This window comes from Nocardia sp. MDA0666, from assembly GCF_003023875.1.
Classification (GTDB): Bacteria; Actinomycetota; Actinomycetes; order Mycobacteriales; family Mycobacteriaceae; genus Nocardia; species Nocardia aobensis.
On the sequence record NZ_PYHT01000013.1, the window covers coordinates 145,294 to 162,854 of the forward strand.

Sequence of the window (17,561 nt, forward strand, 5' to 3'; positions counted from 1 at the left end):
TAGCCTGGGGGAATGCAGTTGTCGCGATTCACCGATCTGGGGCTGCGGGCGATGATGCGGCTCGCGGTGAGCAGCGGCGCCGAGGAGCGCGTGACCGCGAAGCTGATCGCCCGGCAGGTCAACGCCTCCGAACACTACGTCGCCAAGGCCGTCACCAAACTCTCCGAACTGGGGCTGGTGGCCTCGCAGCGGGGTCGCGCCGGCGGCATCTTCCTCACCGACGCCGGTCGCACCGCCACCGTCGGGCAGATCGTGCGCGGCCTCGAAGGCGCGGCCGAGGTGGTCGACTGCGTGGGCGACCATCCCTGTCCGATCGCCGGGGCGTGTCGCCTGCGGCGAATACTGGCCGAGGCGCAGGAGTCGTTCTATCGCGAACTCGACCGCTATACCCTCAGCGATCTGGTCGATCGGCGGACGCAGCAATTACTGCATCTGTCGGCGTCGCCGGCATTGCCGTTCGGCGGTTTCGCGGCCGATGTCCCCGCCGTCTCCTGATTCGCACCTCTTCGTATTGCGCTGTGCGCCAACCTCCTCGGCGTAACAGCGCATTTCGCTGTATCGGGACGAAAATGTGGTGCGGACAACATAATCCGCAACCAAAGGCGTAATTGAACACACGGCCTCGGAATTGGATTCGAAACACCGGAAATGGTTACCGTGGAATTCGTCCGGTGATTCACCGGAATTGCTGCTCGAAGAGGAGTTTCACCATGACGACCGCGTCGACATCGGCCCTGGACACCATCGCCGAACTGGAACCACACCACGCCGAGATCGTGCGGGCGACCCTGCCGGTGATCGGAGCGCGGATCGACGACATCACCGCCGAGTTCTACCGCCGCCTCTTCGCCGCACACCCCGATCTGCTGCGCAACGTGTTCAATCGCGGCAATCAGGCCCAGGGGGAGCAGCAGCGCGCGCTGGCCGCCTCGATCGCCACATTCGCCACCCACCTCGTCGATCCGAACCTGCCGCATCCGCGCCAACTGCTGGCCCGCATCGGCCACAAGCACGCCTCGCTCGGGGTGGTGCCCGACCAGTATCCGGTCGTGCACGAGCATCTGTTCGCGGCGATCGTGCACGTGCTGGGTGAGGCCGTCACCGCCGAGGTGGCGGCCGCCTGGGACCGGGTCTACTGGCTGATGGCCGACACCCTGATGGGATTCGAGAACGAGCTGTACTCCGGCGCGGGTGTCGAACCGGGCGCGGTCTTCCGCGAGGTCCGGGTGGTGCAGCGCATCGAGGATCCGGCCGACACCGTCACCTTCGTCGTGGAATCCGTCGACGCGGCCGCCCCGCTTCCCGAATTCGTTCCCGGACAATATGTTTCGGTCGGCGCCGACCTGCCCGACGGCGCCCGCCAGCTGCGCCAGTACAGCCTCGTCAACGCGCCCGGTGCCGGTCGGCTGGCCTTCGCGGTGCGTCGTGTCACCGCCGTCGGTGACCGGCCCGAGGGGGAGGTGTCGTCGTGGTTGCACACCGACGTCGAGGTGGGCGACCGGCTGCAGATCACGCTGCCGTTCGGCGATCTGACCATCGACACCGCCGCCCGGACACCGCTGGTGCTCATCTCGGCCGGCATCGGCGTCACCCCGATGGTCGGAATCCTGGAATATCTCGCGGCCACCGGATCGCCACGCCGGGTGCTGGCGTTGCACGCGGACCGGGCCGAGTCCACGCACCCGCTGCGCGGCACCCAGGCCGATCTGGTCGCCGGTCTGCCCGACGCCGAACTGCACGTCTGGTACGAGGAGCCCAGCGCCGGCGCGCATACGGGCCTGCTGTCGCTGACCGGCATCGAGCTGCCCGCGGCCGCCGAGATCTACCTGTGCGGCGGCACCGGCTTCCTACAGGCGGCACGGGCGCAGCTGAAGGCCGCCGGTGTGGCCGACGAGCAGGTCCACTTCGAACTGTTCGCCCCCAACGACTGGTTGCTGGATCTGTGAGCCGGCTCAGTGCCCGGCGCGCGCCGTGGCCAGCACACCGTGCAGCCACGGCGTGAAATCCGCTGGGGCGGAAGCGATATCGACGTCCAGCTGCTCGGGATCCGCCCAGCGCAGCGCGGCTACTTCGGCCGGGTCGGGATGGTCGGGCACGCCGGTGAACTCACCGATCAGGACGTGATCCCATTCGTCCTCGACCCGCCCGGTCGCGGGATCGTCGGCCCGGTAGCGATAGACCCCGACCTCACGCAGTTGCGCGCCGATCCGCAGTTCCTCGCCCAGCCGGACAGCGGCGGCCTCTGCGAGGGACTGGCCCGGCCCCGGGTGTCCGCAACAGGTGTTGGACCAGCGCAGCGGGAACCGGGTCTTGACCGCGGCCCGCTGCTGCAGCAGCACCCGCCCGTCCGGCCCGAACAGCAGCACCGAGAATGCGCGATGCAGCCGTCCGGGCGCGGTATGGGCGTCGGACACCGGGCAGATTCCGGTCGCGCGGCCCTGCTCGTCGACCAGTTCGACGGGCAGGGACTCGCGGTCGACCGTGCTGTCGGTGGAGGTGGTGTGGGTGCCGGTCACCGCCCTACCTTATCGGCGGCTATGACCAGGTACTGGAAACTGCCCTCGCGATAGGACGTGAGGAACGGTTCCTCCACCCCGGTCGCCAGCTCACACCGGGAACGAAGTTCCCAGTACGGGATGGTCGCGGAGGTCAGGTCGGTGACCGCGATCGGGACGAGGCCATTGGCCGTCATCGCCCGGAAATACTCGCCGCGCGGATGGATCATGCACCCGTAGTGGGCGTCGATCCAGCTCACGGCGGCCGACCGGCCGCCGGTGACGTCGTTGGAGCAGCCGGTGACGCAGACGTAGCGCCCGCCCGGTTCCAGCAACCGGGCGACTTCGGCGAACAGATCCGGCAGGTCGACGTACATATCGGTTTCGTTGGTCCACATGCCGCGCATCGAACCGGCCTCGAATCCGGTGTCGAGCATATTGCGGTAGTGGAACCGCACCTGATCGTCGACGCCCCGCTCGCGGGCCTGATCGTTGGCGAAGCCGACCTGATATTCGGAGATGGTCACCCCGTCGACCCGGCAGCCGAAACGCTCGTGGGCCATGAAGCTGGTGCCGCCGCGGCCGGAGCCGGCATCCAGCAGCCGGTCACCGGGCCCGATGTCGCCGAGGTAGTCGAGCAGCAGATCGGCCTGGGCGGTTTCGAGCCGGTGCAATTCGGCGACGATGCGTTCGCCGCGCGTCTGCTCCGGTCCCTCCAGCACCGACCAGTCGGGCTCACCGATGCCGTAATGATGGTGGTACAGCCCGTCGACCGCGCCGAGTTCGGTATTGACGCGATCGTCGTTGGGATTGTCGTTCCAGTAGGCGGCGACGGCCCGCTGGTAACTCGTGTGCAGAACACCGTCGGTTGCGGGCTGGAGCACGGTCATCGCAGATCATCCTCTCGATCGGTGGGTACTGCCGGTGGAACCCGAATCGAACTCAGGCGTCGCGGTAGCGGCGGCTGTCGGCGTGCCAGGCGCGATTACCGCCCAGCCATGCCCACAGTCCGGCGAGGAAGCGGCGTTGCTGCGGCGAACCGGTCGCCGCCAGTGCCGTCGCCTCGGCTTCGAATCGATGGACCAGTTCGTCGTGGATCGCGGCGGTGCGCTGCACGGCCTCGCGGCGCGTGCAGCCCTCCTCGGCGGCCAGCACCGTCGGCAGATTGAATTCCCTTCCGCCGGACAGGTCTTCGCGAGCCATCGAATACAGGTCGTTGACCATCTGGGCGGCAAGGGCGGCCGTGGTGACCGCGCGCCGCATGCGGGGATCGCAGTAGCCGGCCGCGTCGAGTTCGTAGCCGCCGAGCACATCGATCGGCGCCATACACGGCAGGAAACTGTGCGGTTGCCGGTTGGTGAGGTATTCCCACACCGGTGGCATCCGGCCCGCCGCGCGCCACCCCGCCTCGGCGCCCAGCGCGATGAACCAGCCGCCGATCTCGGTGCGCAATCGGGCGAGCTGCGCGTCGCTGGAGTACCGCGCCAGATGGTCGAACGAGGTGCGGAAGGCCCGCAGGATGGGATCGGCCCGCAGCGCTCGCTCCAGTTGTGCCTGGTATGCCACGGGAAGCTGGACGGGATCTATTGCGGCCATGGCCAATTCGAGCCGCGGTCCCAGTTCGGCGGCGGCGTCGGACGGGGTTCCGTCGGGGGCGTGGTCGTCGGCGTCCTCCTCGCAGTAGTAGTCGTCCACCGACCACTCCGAGACGGCGGCCTTGGCCGCCGCGAGCAGTCGATCGGCGTCGTCGCAGTCGGGGTGGGCGAGCATGATTAGGCGGCCGAATCCGGCCTTCGCGAGCTCGTCCAGCCGGCCCTCGTAGAGCCCGATATCGGTGGCCCACTGCAGGATTCCCGCATCGACGGCCGACCCCAGCGCGGGATCGTCACGTAGGGGTGGCGGGCAGTACAACGGCGGGATATCCGTTCGGGCGGGCAGTTCCTCGTCCGATCCGCCGGCGCCGGATGCGGCCGGCCCGGCGCTCGGTGACCGTGCCCCGGGCGCTGCGGAATTCGCGTTCGGGCGAGGTAGTCGAAGCCCCGAGGTGCCCAGGCCCGTGGGTCCGAGCAGGCCGGCCGGTACCGCACCGGTGACCATCGTCTGCACCGTCGCGCCGCCCGGCGGAGACGTCGGCGCGGAGCCCGGTATCGCCATTCGGGCCGGGGGAGCGTGATCGACACTGCCGAGCAGGGCCGCGATCATTGCGGCGAGATCGTCACCGGCCGGTGGCGCCGCGGCACGGGAGAGTACCGACATCTGCGCTCACCCCGTCAATCGCTCTGCCGGGCGACGGCCACATTGTCGAGAATGCCCAGTGCGTCCGGAACGAGCACCGCCGCCGAGTAATAGCAACTGACCAGATACGAGATGATCGATTGATCGTCGATTCCCTTGAATCGCACGTTCAGGCTGGGTTCGTATTCGTCCGGAATTCCGGTCTGATGCAATCCGATCACCCCCTGGTCCTTTTCCCCGACTCGCATCGCCAGAATGGACGTGGTCTGCTTCTCGCTGACCGGTATCTTTCCGCACGGCAGTATCGGTACACCCCGCCACGCGGGGACCCGGCGGCCCTCGATGTCCACCGGGTCCGGGTACAGGCCGAGTTTGTTGCATTCCCGGCCGAAGGCCGCGATCGCCTTCGGATGGGCGAGAAAGAACTTGGTACTACGGCGCATGCTCAGCAGTTCGTCGAGATCGTCCGGCGTCGGCGGGCCCGATTCGGTGTAGATGCGCTGTTTCAGATCGCAATTGTTCAGCAGTCCGAAATCGGGGCTGTTGACCAGATCGTATTCGCGGCGCTCGTGCAGTGCCTCGATGGTCAACCGCAATTGCTGTTCTATCTGATTGTGCGGATCGTTGAACAGATCGGCCACCCGGGTGTGCACGCGCAGCACGCTCTGCGCGGCGCTGAGTTCGTATTCGCGCGGCGAACTGTCGTAATCGACGAAGGTGCCGTCGAGCAGCGGTTCGCCGATATGCCCGGAGGTGATCTCGATATTCGCCTCACCGTATTTGTTCTGCGGTCGCACCGGTGACTGCGACACCCGGGACAGGTGTTCGCCGAGGAGCGGCGCCTGGTCCACCAGGCGGTCGAATGCCGTGCGCGGCAACGTGAGCAGCGTGACCGGCGTGACCGTCTTCACCGTCACGGGCCAGATCGCGTCACGGTCGGTGAGCAGGGCGTCGCCGAAGTAGTCGCCGTCGCCGAGCATGCCGAGTTTGGTTGATTCGCCGTATTCGCCGGTGCCGATCTTGCTGAGTTTGCCGTGCACGATCAACATCAGCTGATCGACCGGATTGCCGAATTCGGCGAGCACCGTCCCGGGCTCGAGGTCGCGCTGAATGAATTGCCCGGCCATCGCCGCGAGGATCTCCTCGTCGTCGAGGTCGCGCAACGCCGGCAATTCCTGCAGTTCCAGCGGGATGACATGGGCGTGCGATCCGTCGATGACGAATTCCACCTCGCCGTTGCCCACGGTGTGGGTGAGGCGGCGGTTGACCCGGTAGATACCGCCCTCGACCTGGGTCCACGGCAGCATGCGGGTCAGCCAGCGCGAGGATATGCCCTGCATCTGGGGTTCGGATTTGGTGGTGTGGGCCAGTTGATGGGCGGCGGCGGTGGACAGGGATTTGCGGTCGTGGTTATCGGTCTGGGCGGGAAGTTCGAGGGTCATCTGCGGTCCTCACCTCGGGGTTGGCGATGGATGCGGACAGCGCCGAAAACGTGCTTCGGCACGCGAACACGCGGACACGAAACCGATCGCAACCGGTTTCTGCCACCTACGAGAACTGGAGTCGGGACTAGCCTGGCGAACTAGACATCTGATCGAATAGTCATGCGCTACAACGGCGTTCCGCGATCCATCGTAGGGGCAAAGTCGCTGCCGCGCGAACATTTTCGCCGAAACTCTGTGCCACCGGCCGTACCCGCACCCCGTCCGTGCGCAACCTGTGATCGCGGATGGGACCGATCACACCAGGCCCGCAGTAGGCTGTCGATGTGGCAGGCTCGACCCGCACGCAGGGGGCGTGAAGGTGTGAGCGCAGGGCACAAGGGCTGGGAGTGGTTGTGAAATTCGATACGAGAACCCTGACGGGGCCGGCGCGGCGGTTGATGGCGACCGCGCAGAACGGTCTCGAGGTCATCCGTTTCGGCGGCCTCGCCCACGATGTGGAGTCCTCGCCCTTCGAGGTCACCGAGCGCAAGCGGATGTACCGGCTGCGCCACTACTTCCCCGACGATCCGGCCGCGGACCGGCCCGTCGCGCTGCTGGTGCCGCCACTGATGGTCAATGCCGACATCTACGACGTCAACGCCGAGGGCGGCGCCGTCGGCATCCTGCATCGCGCCGGAATCGATTGCTGGGTAATTGATTTCGGCTCTCCGGCCACCGAGGAAGGTGGCTGGCAGCGCGATCTGGCCGACCATGTCCTCGCCCTGTCCAGCGCGATCGACACCGTCAACGAACTGACCGGCCGCGGCGTGCACCTGATGGGGTACTCGCAGGGCGGCATGTTCGCCTACCAGGCCACCGCGTTCCGCTACGGCAAGGGCGTGCAGAGCATCGTCACCTTCGGCAGCCCGGTCGACATCGTGGCGGGCCTGCCGTTCGGGCTGCCCTACGGGCTGGTGTCGGAGGTCGCCGATTTCGTCGCCGACCACGTCCTGACCCGGCTGCCGATCACCGATGCCATGGTGCGCGTCGGCTTCCAGTTGCTCGATCCGGTGAAGACGGCGAAGGCCCGGATCGACTTCCTGCGCCAGCTGCACGACCGAGAGGCGTTGCTGCCCAAGGAACGTCAGCGCCGCTTCCTCGAACACGACGGCTGGGTGGGCTATTCCGGACCGGCGGCCGCCGATCTGCTCAAGCAGTTCGTCGCGCACAACCGGATGATGTCCGGCGGCTTCGTCATTCGTGATCAGCCGATCTCGCTGGCCGAGGTGAAATGCCCCATCCTCGCCTTCGTCGGGGAGGTCGACGACATCGGCCAGCCGGCGGCGGTGCGCGGCATCGTGCGCGCGGCGCCCAATGCCGAGGTCTACGAGGCCACCCTGGTGGCCGGGCATTTCGGTCTCGTGGCGGGCAGTACCGCCACCAACCAGACCTGGCCGCTGGTGCGTGACTGGGTGAACTGGCTGAGCGGGCACGCCGAACTGCCCGAACAGATCGCGCCCATGCACGAGCACGTCGCCGCCGACCGCCAGTCCACCGCCGCCACTCGCGTCGTGCACACCGCGGCCACCCTGGCCGAAGCCGGCGCCGGAATCGGCGCGGCGTTCGGCAGCCTGGCCGGAAACGCGCTGCGCGGATCGAAGGAGCTGACGGGGGAGGCCGCCCGGGCGCTGCCCCGGCTGACCCGGCTCGGCATGATCCAGCCGCACACCCGGATCTCGCTGGGCCGCCTGCTCGCCGAACAACAGCGCAGCGCGCCGATGCGCGAGCTGTTCCTCTTCGACGACCGGGTGCACACCCACGCCGCGGTCGGCGCCCGCATCGACAATGTGGTGCGCGGGCTGATCTCGGCCGGCGTGCGCCCCGGCACCCGCGTCGGAGTGCTGATGGAAACCCGGCCGAGTGCGCTGGCCTCGGTCGCGGCGCTCTCGCGGATCGGGGCGGTGGCGGTGCTGCTGGCGCCCGGCGGCGATACCGCGCGGGCGGTCGAATCGACCGGAACCACGGTGATCGTGGCCGACCCGGAGAATCTGGAGGCCGCGGCCGCCGCCGGAACCCGGGTCCTGGTGCTCGGCGGCGGCAATGCCCGCACGCTCGACATTCCGGACGGCGCCGATGTGCTCGACCTGGAGCAGGTCGACCCGGCGGCGGTGGCCCTGCCGGGCTGGTTCCGCCCCGATCCGGGGGTGGCGCGCGAGCTGGCGTTCATCCTGGTCACCGGTACCGGCGACAAACTCGACCTGAAATACATCACCAACCATCGGTGGGCGCTGTCGGCCTTCGGCACCGCCTCGGCAGCCGACCTCGACCGCCGCGATACGGTGTATTGCCTTGCGCCGCTGCATCATTCGTCGGGACTGCTGGTCAGTTTGGGCGGCGCGGTGGCCGGTGGCAGCCGGATCGCGCTGGCCCGATCGCTGGATCCGCCCAGCTTCGCCGCGGAGGTGCACCGCTACGGGGTCACCGTGGTCACCTACACCTGGACCATGCTGCGCGACATCCTCGACGTGGAAACCTTCCCCGCCGGCCATTCGCATCCGATCCGGCTGTTCATCGGCTCCGGCATGCCGGCCGGTCTGTGGCGGCGCACCACCGAGCGGTTCGCGCCCGCGCGGGTGCTGGAGTTCTACGCCTCGATCGAGGGCGACGTAGTGCTCGCCAACGTGGCGGGCGTGAAGATCGGCTGCAAGGGCCGCCCGGTGCCGGGCACGGCGAAGGTGGAGCTGATCTCCTACGATCCGATCGCCGAGCAGATCGTCACCGACGCACGGGGTTTCGCGCGCCGTGCCGCCGACAACGAAGTGGGCCTGCTGATCGGGCGGGCCGCCGACAGCGTCGACATCTCCCGCGGCGGCCTGCGCGGAGTCTTCACCGCCGGGGATGCCTGGATGCCGACGGAGAATCTGTTCCGCCGCGACAGCGACGGCGACTACTGGCTGATGGACCGCCGCGACACCGTCATCGCGACCGCGCGCGGGCCGGTCTACACCCAGCCGATCGTGGATGCGCTCAACGACATCACGGCCGTCGACATGGAGGTCGCGTTCGGCCGCCGCACCCCGAGCACGACGCTCGCGGTCGCCGTCGTGAGCGTGCGCGCGGGCCACCACCTCGAACCTGCCGACGTCACCGAGGGCCTGCGCCCCCTCGACCCCGCCCAGCGACCCGACCTCGTGCAGGTGGTCGACGAAATCCCGCGCAGTTCCAGCTTCCGTCCCGCCACCCACGCGGTGCGATCGGCGCTGCGCCTCGAACCGAACGAGAACACCTGGTACTACAACCGGGAATCGGAAGGCTACGAGGTGCTCACCCCGGAGGTCGCGGCCGCTCTGCTGGGGTAGGGGCCAGGAGGTTGCGGCGGAACCGGCGTACGCAGCGCCCGGTTCGGCCGGTCCGGTGCCGTTTTCGCGAGTGGTCCCCGCGCCCGCTCACACGGTGAACGCGGTGACCGTCTCGATCACGCGCGTGACCTGCTGATCGCTCAGATCCGGCCACAGCGGCAGCCGCAGCAGGGTCGCCGAGAAGTCGTCGGTGCGCGGGCAGGGAACCGTGGTGCGGCCGAGTTTCTGCCCGGCCGGGCTGGAGTGCAGCGGCACGTAGTGGAACGGGGCCGAAATGCCTTGTTCGCGAAGGTAACCGATCAACGCGTCGCGGGCGTCCTCGGTCGGGGTGCGCAGGTAGTACAGATGCGCGGTGTGCTCGCGATCGTCCGGGACCTGCATCAGCCGCACGTCGTTACGCGCGGCCCACTCCGGCAGCGCGGCGGCGTAGGCGTTCCACACCCGCAGGCGCCCGACCTGGATCCGGTCGAATTCGGCCAGCTGCGCATCGAGCACCGCGGCATTCAACTCGCTGGGAAGATAACTCGATCCGATGTCCTGCCAGGAGTACTTGTCGACCGCCCCGCGCAGGAACCGGGCCCGGTCGGTGCCCTTCTCGCGGATGATCTCGGCGCGTCCCATGAGGATCTCGTCGGTGAGCAGGATGGCCCCGCCCTCACCGCAGTGCACGTTCTTGGTGTCGTGGAAGCTGAGTGCGCCCACGGTGCCGATCGTGCCCAGCGGCCGCCCGCGCCACCGGCCGCCGAGGCCGTGCGCGGTGTCCTCGACGATGGCCAGGCCGTGCGCCTCGGAGATCTCGAGCAGCCGGTCCATATCGGCGCCGACGCCGCCGTAGTGGATGACCACGATCGCCTTGGTGCGTTCGGTGACCGCCGCGGCCACCGACTCCGGATCGAGGTTGCCGCGCTCGTCGATATCGGCGAAGACGCAGGTGGCCCCGCGCATCGCGACCGCGGTGGCGGTGGAGGTGAAGGCGAAACTGGGGACGATCACCTCGTCGTCGGGACCCAGTTCGAGCAGCAGCCCGGCCATCTCCAGCGCGTGGGTGCACGAGGTGGTCAGCAGGGCGTGCGGAGCGCCGGTGATGGCGCGCAATTTCGCCGTCGCCGCCGCGGTGAACGGCCCGTCGCCGTGGCTATGGTCGGAGGCCAGGACGGCGGCCAGATTCGTCAGCTCGGCCTGGGCGCGGTAGGGACGGCTGAAGAGGATGCGGTCAGTGCTCACCCGGATCGTGTCCCCCGATTGCTGCGGCCGTGGTCGGAACCCGCGCCTCGGCGTGCGGACGCGGTGTCGGGGAATCTACCGTCAGATACAGCGGTTTGCCCACCAGCACATGCAACGCCACACCCAGATACTCCGCGATCAGGCCGAGTGAGAACAGGATCGCACCCGAGACCAGCAGCAGCACCACGATGATCGAGGCCCAGCCCTCGGGATCGTGACCGCTGCCGAACAGGGCGTTCCAGATAACCACCGCGGCCATCACGGCACCACCGGCGGCCAGGGTCACGCCCAGCATGCTCACCAGGCGCAGGCCGCGAGTTCCGCTGCACAGCACCATCTTCCAGAACAGCGAGAACAGCCGGCGGTAGTTGTAACCGGACTCTTCGCGGCCCTCCGCGCGCAGCACCACCGGCGCCTGCGCGGTGTTGTCCACCACCCAGGTCAGCGCCACGTCCAGATACACCCCGTTGGAGGCGACCTCGGCCAGCTGGCGGCCGATGTCGCCGCGGATCAGCCGGTAACTTTCGAAGCGGGTGGAATCGGGGAAGGCGAAGACCGTCGCCAGCACCACCTTGGCGCCGCGCGAGGTGAGGTTGCGCAGTAAGCCGTGCGGGCGGGTGTTGGTCGGCTTCGAATAGACCAGATCCGCGCGCTGGGCGAGCGCGGTGTCGAGGAAGGCGCCGATGAATCCCGGATCGTGCTGTCCGTCCTCGTCCATCGTGACGATCCACTCGCCGCGCGCGGCGGCCATCCCGGCGATGGTGGCCGCGTCCTGACCGAAGTTGCGACTCAGCCAGATGACCCGCACCTGCGGCAATTCGGCGGCCAGCCGCTGCAGCACGACGTCGGAACGGTCGGGGCCGTGGTCGTGGACCAGCACGATCTCCTCGACCGCGAAACGGTTGCCCTCCGGCGTCACCGAGGACTGCGACAATTCGTGCAGTTCGGCGACCAGTCCGGCGATGGTCTGCTCCCCGCGATACACGGGGATCACCACCGAGACCGCATGCACCCGCTCGCCGCCGCCGGTGACCGGGAGGTGAACATCCGGTGTCGGAGCCTGCCCGGCGGCAGGGGATTGTGCGGTTGCGGACGGAATCGGCATCAGCTGGTTCGACTTTCGATGACGGTGCGCACCGGAACTCCTCGGCTGTATCCAGAGCCCGAATCGGGGTGAACTCTAACACGCTGCTGGTCACCGGCTTCGGCTCCGCGAGCGGGCGGCGATTGCGGGTGCGGTGCCCGCGAGCACGCGGGCGGGTAGGGTCTGTCAATCGTGGTGGAAAGTGCAGTGTCGACGACGGCGCTCGCGGAGCCCGGGGAGGATCGGCGCGATGTCGCCGTCGATGATGGGCGGCCTGCCGCTCCCCGGCCCGAGGAGAGTGGCGCGGGGCATCCGCGGCGGATCGTGTTCCGATGGGGAGCGATCACCGCACTCGGGGTAATTGCCGGTTATATCGCGGTGCTGCTCGCCAACGCGCGGCACTTCTACACCGACGACACCGAATCCCAGTACACCCCGCTGTGGGTGATGCTCGGCCGGCATCTGCGCGAGGGCCATCTGCCGCTGATGGTGCCCGAACAGTGGATGACCGGGAACTACACGATGGAAGAGGCGGGCCTGTTCAATCCGCCGCAGCTGCTGATCGATCTGATCGCACCCTCGGTGGACAACCTCGCGCTGCTGGCCACGGTCGTCAAGCTGATCTTCTCGATCATCGCCGCACTCGGCGTGTACCGGGTCTGCCTGGTCTACGGCAGTCGCGCGTCGTGGGCTGCCGTGGCGGGCATCGCATTTCCGCTCTCGGGCTGGTTCCTGTTCTTCGACGAGGCCAGCTGGGTCACCGCGTTGACCGGCACAGCCTGGATGCTGCACGCCTGGGCCAGTGCCGTGCGTTATGCCCGCGGCCCGGCCGGTGACCGGTCGCGCTACGGCGGCACCCGCGGTTACGGGCCGATTCCGTTGTTCGTCTTCCTGTATCTGGCGATTTCGGTCGAATACGTCTTTCCGGCCGTCGAGGCGGCGCTGATGCTGGTGGCCGTCGCGGTGGGAGAGTTCGTCGTCCAACGCGCCTGGCGGCCGGTGCTGCGCGTGGCGGTGGTCGCCGCCGCGGCCGGTATGGCCGGTTTGATGACGTATCTGCCGAGCATGCTGTCCGCGACGGTGAGCTGGCGGGGCAACTCCCAGATCAACAACGACCGGTTCCTGACGGTGCCGTGGTCGGAATCGCTGAACGCCAGCTTGCCGTCGGCGATGCCGGCGTTCACCTCGTGGTGGGGGTATGTGCAGCCGCTGCCGGTCACCTATATCGCGTGGTTCCTGATTCCGGCGCTGGCATTCGTCGACTGGAATCGCGCGCGCCAGGTGTGGCGGGAACTGATCTCGGTGGCGCTGTTCGCGATCATGTTCCTGATGTGGACGGCGGGGCCGGGGACGGTCGGCCCGCTGCGCTGGCCCGCGCGAGTGCTGCCGATGGTGGCGGTCGGCCTGCTGATCCTGGTCTGCGTGCTGCTGGGCCGGTTCGGCACGGTGCGCGACTGGCGCTCGCGCGCGGTGGCGGCGGCGGTGCTGATCGGATTGCTCTGGGTGCGAACGTTTTCCGCCGACCCGCACCACATCTGGTGGCATGTACTCTCCGCGCTCGGGGTCGCTGCGGTCGGTGCCGGCGTGGTGTGGTTGTGGGCGAAGCGCGGAAGCGGGGCGGCCGCGCTGGCGACCGTCGTCGCCATGCTCCCGATCGCCTACCTGCAGGTGTATCTGGTGCAGCCGACGCCGATGGGCTGGAATCTGCCCGTGCACCGCTCCGAGGCGGAGGCAGCCTTCCCGGCCTTCGACGGCGTCACCATCCAGCTCGGCGACCGGGGACTGCTGCAGCCGCAGGACAAGAGCCTGCAGGGCGCCTACGGATCGCTGGTGTTCGGCAACTTCGCCAAGGACGTGCATCGCAACTACGTCAACGGTTACACACCCAACGGGCACTACTGGTTCGGCGAGATGCTGTGCATGCGCTGGGATTCCAGCGTCTGTCCGGACTCGTTCCGGCGGCTGTTCACCCCCGAGCCGTCCACCGGGGTCGCCCCGGTGGACCTGATGAAACTCGACCGGGTCGTCCTGCAGCGGGCCATGTACCCGGAGCTGGGCAATCAGCCCGCCCCGCCGGGCTGGAAGTGGGTCGACCATCCGGGCCACGAACGCTACATCTGGGTGCTCGAGCGTGAGCAGGGCCTGGTTTCCACGCAGAACGGCCGCATCGCCGACGCCCACGACGTGCGGGCGAGCTCGCTGTCGGAAACGGACCGCACCAGCCGGGTACGTGTGAGCTCACCCGACGGCGGGCGTGTGGTCCTCGCGCGGCTGAACTGGCCCGGCTATCGCGCCACCCTCGACGGGCATGAGCTGCCAATTCGTGAGGTCGCGAAATCGATTGTCGCCGTGGATATTCCGGCCGGAACCCACGATGCCACGCTGGAGGTCTCCTGGGAGCCGCCGGGGTGGCGTATCGGTGTCGCCGCCGCGGCCGGCGGCCTGGTGCTGCTGGCGGTGATGCAGTGGCTGTACCTGCGTTCCCGGCGGCGTCCCGGCGAATCCGGCGAACCGGTAAAGCAGGAAGCCGCGGACGTGGTGTCGTGAGCGTTGGCGCGGACGGAACGGCCGCGGCGCGGGTGGCGGGGGAGCCCGGCACCCCGCCGCCGGGTCTGCTGCTGCGACTGATCCGCCGCCAGGAGATCGCCTTCGCCGCGGTCGGCGCGGCCAACACGCTGCTGGGCATGGTGCTGACGGTGATGTGGCTGAAGGTGCTGCCCGGCGGCTGGCCGCCCGCGGTGGCGGTGGCGCTGGCCTACTCGATCAGCATCGTGTTCGCCTTCTTCGCCCATCGCACCCTGGTCTTCCGGGTGCGCGGTCACCTGGTCGCCGACTTCGTGCGATTCGTCGCCGTGAACTCGGGCGGACTGATATTGAACATGGCCGGAGTGCAGCTGGCGGTCGGGGTGTTCGACCTGCCGGAGACTCCCGCGACGGTCGTGGTGATGGGTCTGGTGGCGGTGCTCAGCTTCTTCGGGCATCGGCACATCTCGTTCCGGCGGGCGGCGCGGCCCGCGGATCAGGCGGGCGGGTAGGTTGTCCGATATGGCGGAGCAAACCCTGGACCCGACGTTGTTGAGCCTGCTGGCCTGTCCGGAGGACAAGGGGCCGTTGTCGCTGGTCCGCGACGCGGACGGCAACAGCGTGCTCTACAACCCGCGCCTGCGCCGCGCCTACCCGGTCGACAACGGTATTCCGGTGCTGCTGGTCGACGAGGCCCGTGCGGTCGGCGACGCCGAGCACGAGGCCTTCACCGCGCAGGGCTGAGTCCGCCGGCCGGCGGTGTGCGGGCTAGCCGCCGGCGACGGGCAATTCGCCCGTCAGATAACGCTGGATCGTCGGCCCGACTGTCGCGGCCAGCTCGTCCAGCGGCATCGATGCCACGGGTTCGACCTGCAGAATCATGCGCGCGACCAGCAGGCCGACCATCTGCGATACGGCGAGGACCACTCGCGTGGTGCCGGTGCCCGGTGGCGAATCCACCTTCTCCCGAACGTCTTTCAGCGCGACCTCCAGCAGGAAGCTGCGCGCGAGCGCGGCGTCCCCGCCCGCGAGGATGCCCCGGAAAGCCGCGACCGCGTGCTCGCCCACCGAGGAATCCCACGCGCCGACCACGGTCCGGACCACGGTCTCGCCCAGCCGGTCGAGTTCGGCGGCCCGGATCGGCCCGCGGATCATCTCCGGATCGATCGGCAGATTCAGTGTGGCGGAGAACAATTGCTGTTTGGTGCCGAAGTAGTGATGCACCAGTGCGGGATCGACTCCCGCCGCGCCCGCGATCGAGCGGATCGACGCCTTGTCGAATCCGACTTCGGCGAAGCGGGTGCGCGCCGCGTCCAGAATCGCCTCCCGCGTACCCGATTCGCCGGCTCGCCGCCCGCTGCGCCCGCCCACCCGATCGGTCACATCGCTCACGTCGTGCGCCCGACCGCTCATGCCGTGCGCCGGCGGAGGGTGGCGGCGCCCAAAGCCAGTGCGACAGCGGCGAATGCGGCGACGATGCCCAGATCTCGCCACATCGCGGCGGTCGCGCCCGGGTGCCGGGAGACCTCCTGCAGCGCGTCGACCGCATAGCTGAGCGGCAGCACGTCGCTGATGATCTCCAGCCAGCGTGGCAGTTGATCGCGCGGGACCAACAGGCCGCAGAGGAAGAACTGTGGGCCCACCACCAGCGGCATGAACTGCACGGCCTGGAATTCGGTGCGCGCGAAGGCGCTGGCCAGCAGCCCCAGCGCCACGCCCAGCACCGCGTCGACCACGGCGATCAGCAGCACGAGCCAGGCGCTGCCGGCGGCCTGTAATCCCAGCAACCAGAAGGAGACCAGACACGCCAGGCCCGCCTGCGCCGCCGCGGCGACGGAGAACGCGGTGCCGTACCCGCCCAGCAGATCCAGTTTCGACAACGGCGTCGTCATCAGCCGCTCCAGCGTGCCCGAGGTCCGCTCGCGCTGCATGGCGATCGCGGTGATCAGGAACATCACGATGAAGGGCAGGATGCCCAGCATGCTGATCCCGACGCGGTCGAACAGCGACGGCACGCCGGGCATCGTCGGCGTCTCGTGATAGACGAAATACAGCAGTGTCATGAGCAGTGTCGGCACCAGCAGCAGCATGGCGACGGTGCGCCGGTCCGCGCGCAGCTGACGCAGGATGCGCGCCGAGGTCGCGGTGTAGCAGCGCAGCGGCCGGCGTGACGGCGGGGCGAATGTCGTTGTCATCGCGGCTGTCCCATCGTGATGAGGGCGAGAAATGCGTTCTCCAAGCTGGTTTCGCCGGTGTCGGCGCGCAGTTTGTCGGGGGTGAGCTGAGCCAAGAGGTGGCCGTCGCGCATGAGCAGTAGCTGGTCGCAGTGCTCGGCCTCGTCCATGACATGACTCGACACCACGAGTGTGCGGCCCTGACCGGCGAGTTCGTGGAACTGCTTCCACAGCTCGGCCCGCAGCACCGGATCCAGCCCCACGGTCGGCTCGTCGAGGACCAGCAGTTCCGGATCGGCGACCAGCGCACACGCCAGCGACACCCGGGTCCGCTGTCCGCCGGAGAGTTGATTGCCCCGATGCCGGCCGTGCGGGGTCATGCCGACCTGGTCGATCGCCGCGTGCACCGCCTTCGTGTCGCGGCCGTAGAGCGCCGCGAAATAGGAGACGTTCTCCACCACGCTGAGGTCGTCGTAGATGCTCGGCGCCTGCGTGACGTATCCGATGCGGGACCGCAGACCACGGCTGCCGGCCTCCTCGCCGAGTACCCGCACACTGCCGGCCTGGATCAGCTGGGTGCCGACGATGCTGCGCATCAGTGTGGTCTTACCGCAGCCGGAGGGGCCGAGCAGACCGGTGATGCTGCCCGCCGGAACGGTCAGCGAAATATCGTGCAGCACTTCATGTCCCCCGCGCCGCACCCGCAGGTGCTCGACGGTGATCGCCGGGGACGAATCGGAGTTCGCCACGGTCCACCTCTCAGCTCGTACGACCGGCGAGATTATTCACCGAGCGTTGAATTCATTGTGTGTTGAATTCTGCCCCCCGGTGCGGGCGCGGCGCAAGCCTCGCGGCGGACCGGATCTGTCGATCACGGTCCGGGCAGATGATCGTGACCGGTTCGATACCGCTCGTGAGCGGCCTCGGGTTGGTATCGTTATCCGGGATCACGTCGTATTCGTCGACATTCGGGGAGTTGGATTCGCGCGACGAATGGTGCAGCGCGGCACGGCCTGATCGATTCTCTCGATCGCCATCGGGGC

The 17,561-nt window shown here is 68.4% G+C and carries 15 protein-coding genes; 6 read left to right on the plus strand and 9 right to left on the minus strand.

Features of this window, described 5'->3' with window-relative positions:
* Positions 1–12 precede the first annotated feature (12 nt).
* Positions 13–495, plus strand: a complete 483-nt coding sequence (locus tag C8258_RS19475) for an Rrf2 family transcriptional regulator (protein ID WP_106956407.1) — start codon at positions 13–15, stop codon at positions 493–495.
* Between the two features lie 215 nt (positions 496–710).
* The gene (locus C8258_RS19480) at positions 711–1,946 is read left to right on the plus strand and encodes a globin domain-containing protein (RefSeq protein ID WP_106956408.1); all 1,236 of its coding nucleotides are present in this window, start codon (positions 711–713) and stop codon (positions 1,944–1,946) included.
* A gap of 6 nt (positions 1,947–1,952) precedes the next feature.
* Here the strand turns inward: C8258_RS19480 and idi are convergent, their stop codons facing one another.
* From idi to C8258_RS19500, 4 genes are read right to left on the minus strand one after another with little or no spacing between them, the layout of a single operon-like run.
* The gene (idi, locus tag C8258_RS19485) at positions 1,953–2,516 is read right to left on the minus strand and encodes an isopentenyl-diphosphate Delta-isomerase (RefSeq protein ID WP_233225195.1); all 564 of its coding nucleotides are present in this window, start codon (positions 2,514–2,516) and stop codon (positions 1,953–1,955) included.
* Complete coding sequence (locus C8258_RS19490) at positions 2,513–3,385, minus strand: geranyl diphosphate 2-C-methyltransferase (protein ID WP_106956409.1); 873 nt, start codon at positions 3,383–3,385, stop codon at positions 2,513–2,515. Before C8258_RS19490 ends, idi begins: the two co-directional genes overlap by 4 nt.
* Positions 3,386–3,437: 52 nt before the next feature.
* Complete coding sequence (locus C8258_RS19495; protein WP_106956410.1) at positions 3,438–4,751, minus strand: family 2 encapsulin nanocompartment cargo protein terpene cyclase; 1,314 nt, start codon at positions 4,749–4,751, stop codon at positions 3,438–3,440.
* 14 nt (positions 4,752–4,765) lie between these two features.
* A complete protein-coding gene (locus C8258_RS19500) occupies positions 4,766–6,172 on the minus strand; it encodes a family 2B encapsulin nanocompartment shell protein (RefSeq protein ID WP_106956411.1) in 1,407 nt (468 codons plus the stop codon).
* A 389-nt stretch (positions 6,173–6,561) separates the two neighbouring features.
* Here C8258_RS19500 and C8258_RS19505 point away from each other — a divergent pair, with 389 nt between their 5' ends.
* On the plus strand, positions 6,562–9,513 hold the full coding sequence (locus C8258_RS19505; RefSeq protein WP_106956412.1) for an AMP-binding protein: 2,952 nt from the start codon (positions 6,562–6,564) through the stop codon (positions 9,511–9,513).
* An 87-nt stretch (positions 9,514–9,600) separates the two neighbouring features.
* Here the strand turns inward: C8258_RS19505 and rffA are convergent, their stop codons facing one another.
* Together rffA and C8258_RS19515 are read right to left on the minus strand one after the other, a co-directional pair.
* Entirely contained in the window at positions 9,601–10,737 is a 1,137-nt protein-coding gene (rffA, locus tag C8258_RS19510; RefSeq protein WP_106956413.1) for a dTDP-4-amino-4,6-dideoxygalactose transaminase, read from the minus strand.
* Positions 10,727–11,749 (minus strand): glycosyltransferase, encoded by a 1,023-nt coding sequence (locus tag C8258_RS19515; RefSeq protein ID WP_106956454.1) that lies wholly within the window; start codon positions 11,747–11,749, stop codon positions 10,727–10,729. Before C8258_RS19515 ends, rffA begins: the two co-directional genes overlap by 11 nt.
* Positions 11,750–12,145: 396 nt before the next feature.
* Here C8258_RS19515 and C8258_RS19520 point away from each other — a divergent pair, with 396 nt between their 5' ends.
* Genes C8258_RS19520 through C8258_RS19530 form a run of 3 tightly spaced genes read left to right on the plus strand, consistent with a single transcriptional unit; the run spans position 12,146 to position 15,088 of the window.
* Entirely contained in the window at positions 12,146–14,368 is a 2,223-nt protein-coding gene (locus C8258_RS19520) for a hypothetical protein (protein ID WP_106956455.1), read from the plus strand.
* Entirely contained in the window at positions 14,365–14,856 is a 492-nt protein-coding gene (locus C8258_RS19525) for a GtrA family protein (protein ID WP_369974778.1), read from the plus strand. The genes C8258_RS19520 and C8258_RS19525 overlap by 4 nt, the downstream gene beginning before the upstream one ends.
* 10 nt (positions 14,857–14,866) lie before the next feature.
* Positions 14,867–15,088 (plus strand): Trm112 family protein, encoded by a 222-nt coding sequence (locus C8258_RS19530; RefSeq protein ID WP_036500728.1) that lies wholly within the window; start codon positions 14,867–14,869, stop codon positions 15,086–15,088.
* A gap of 24 nt (positions 15,089–15,112) precedes the next feature.
* On the opposite strand, the gene C8258_RS19535 is transcribed toward C8258_RS19530, so the two are convergent.
* From C8258_RS19535 to C8258_RS19545, 3 genes are read right to left on the minus strand one after another with little or no spacing between them, the layout of a single operon-like run.
* A complete protein-coding gene (locus tag C8258_RS19535) occupies positions 15,113–15,736 on the minus strand; it encodes a TetR/AcrR family transcriptional regulator (protein ID WP_233225196.1) in 624 nt (207 codons plus the stop codon).
* A gap of 17 nt (positions 15,737–15,753) precedes the next feature.
* Positions 15,754–16,539: an ABC transporter permease gene (locus tag C8258_RS19540; protein WP_106956415.1), complete on the minus strand. Its 786-nt coding sequence runs from the start codon at positions 16,537–16,539 to the stop codon at positions 15,754–15,756.
* Complete coding sequence (locus C8258_RS19545; protein ID WP_063007893.1) at positions 16,536–17,267, minus strand: ABC transporter ATP-binding protein; 732 nt, start codon at positions 17,265–17,267, stop codon at positions 16,536–16,538. Before C8258_RS19545 ends, C8258_RS19540 begins: the two co-directional genes overlap by 4 nt.
* Between the last annotated feature and the right edge of the window lie 294 nt (positions 17,268–17,561).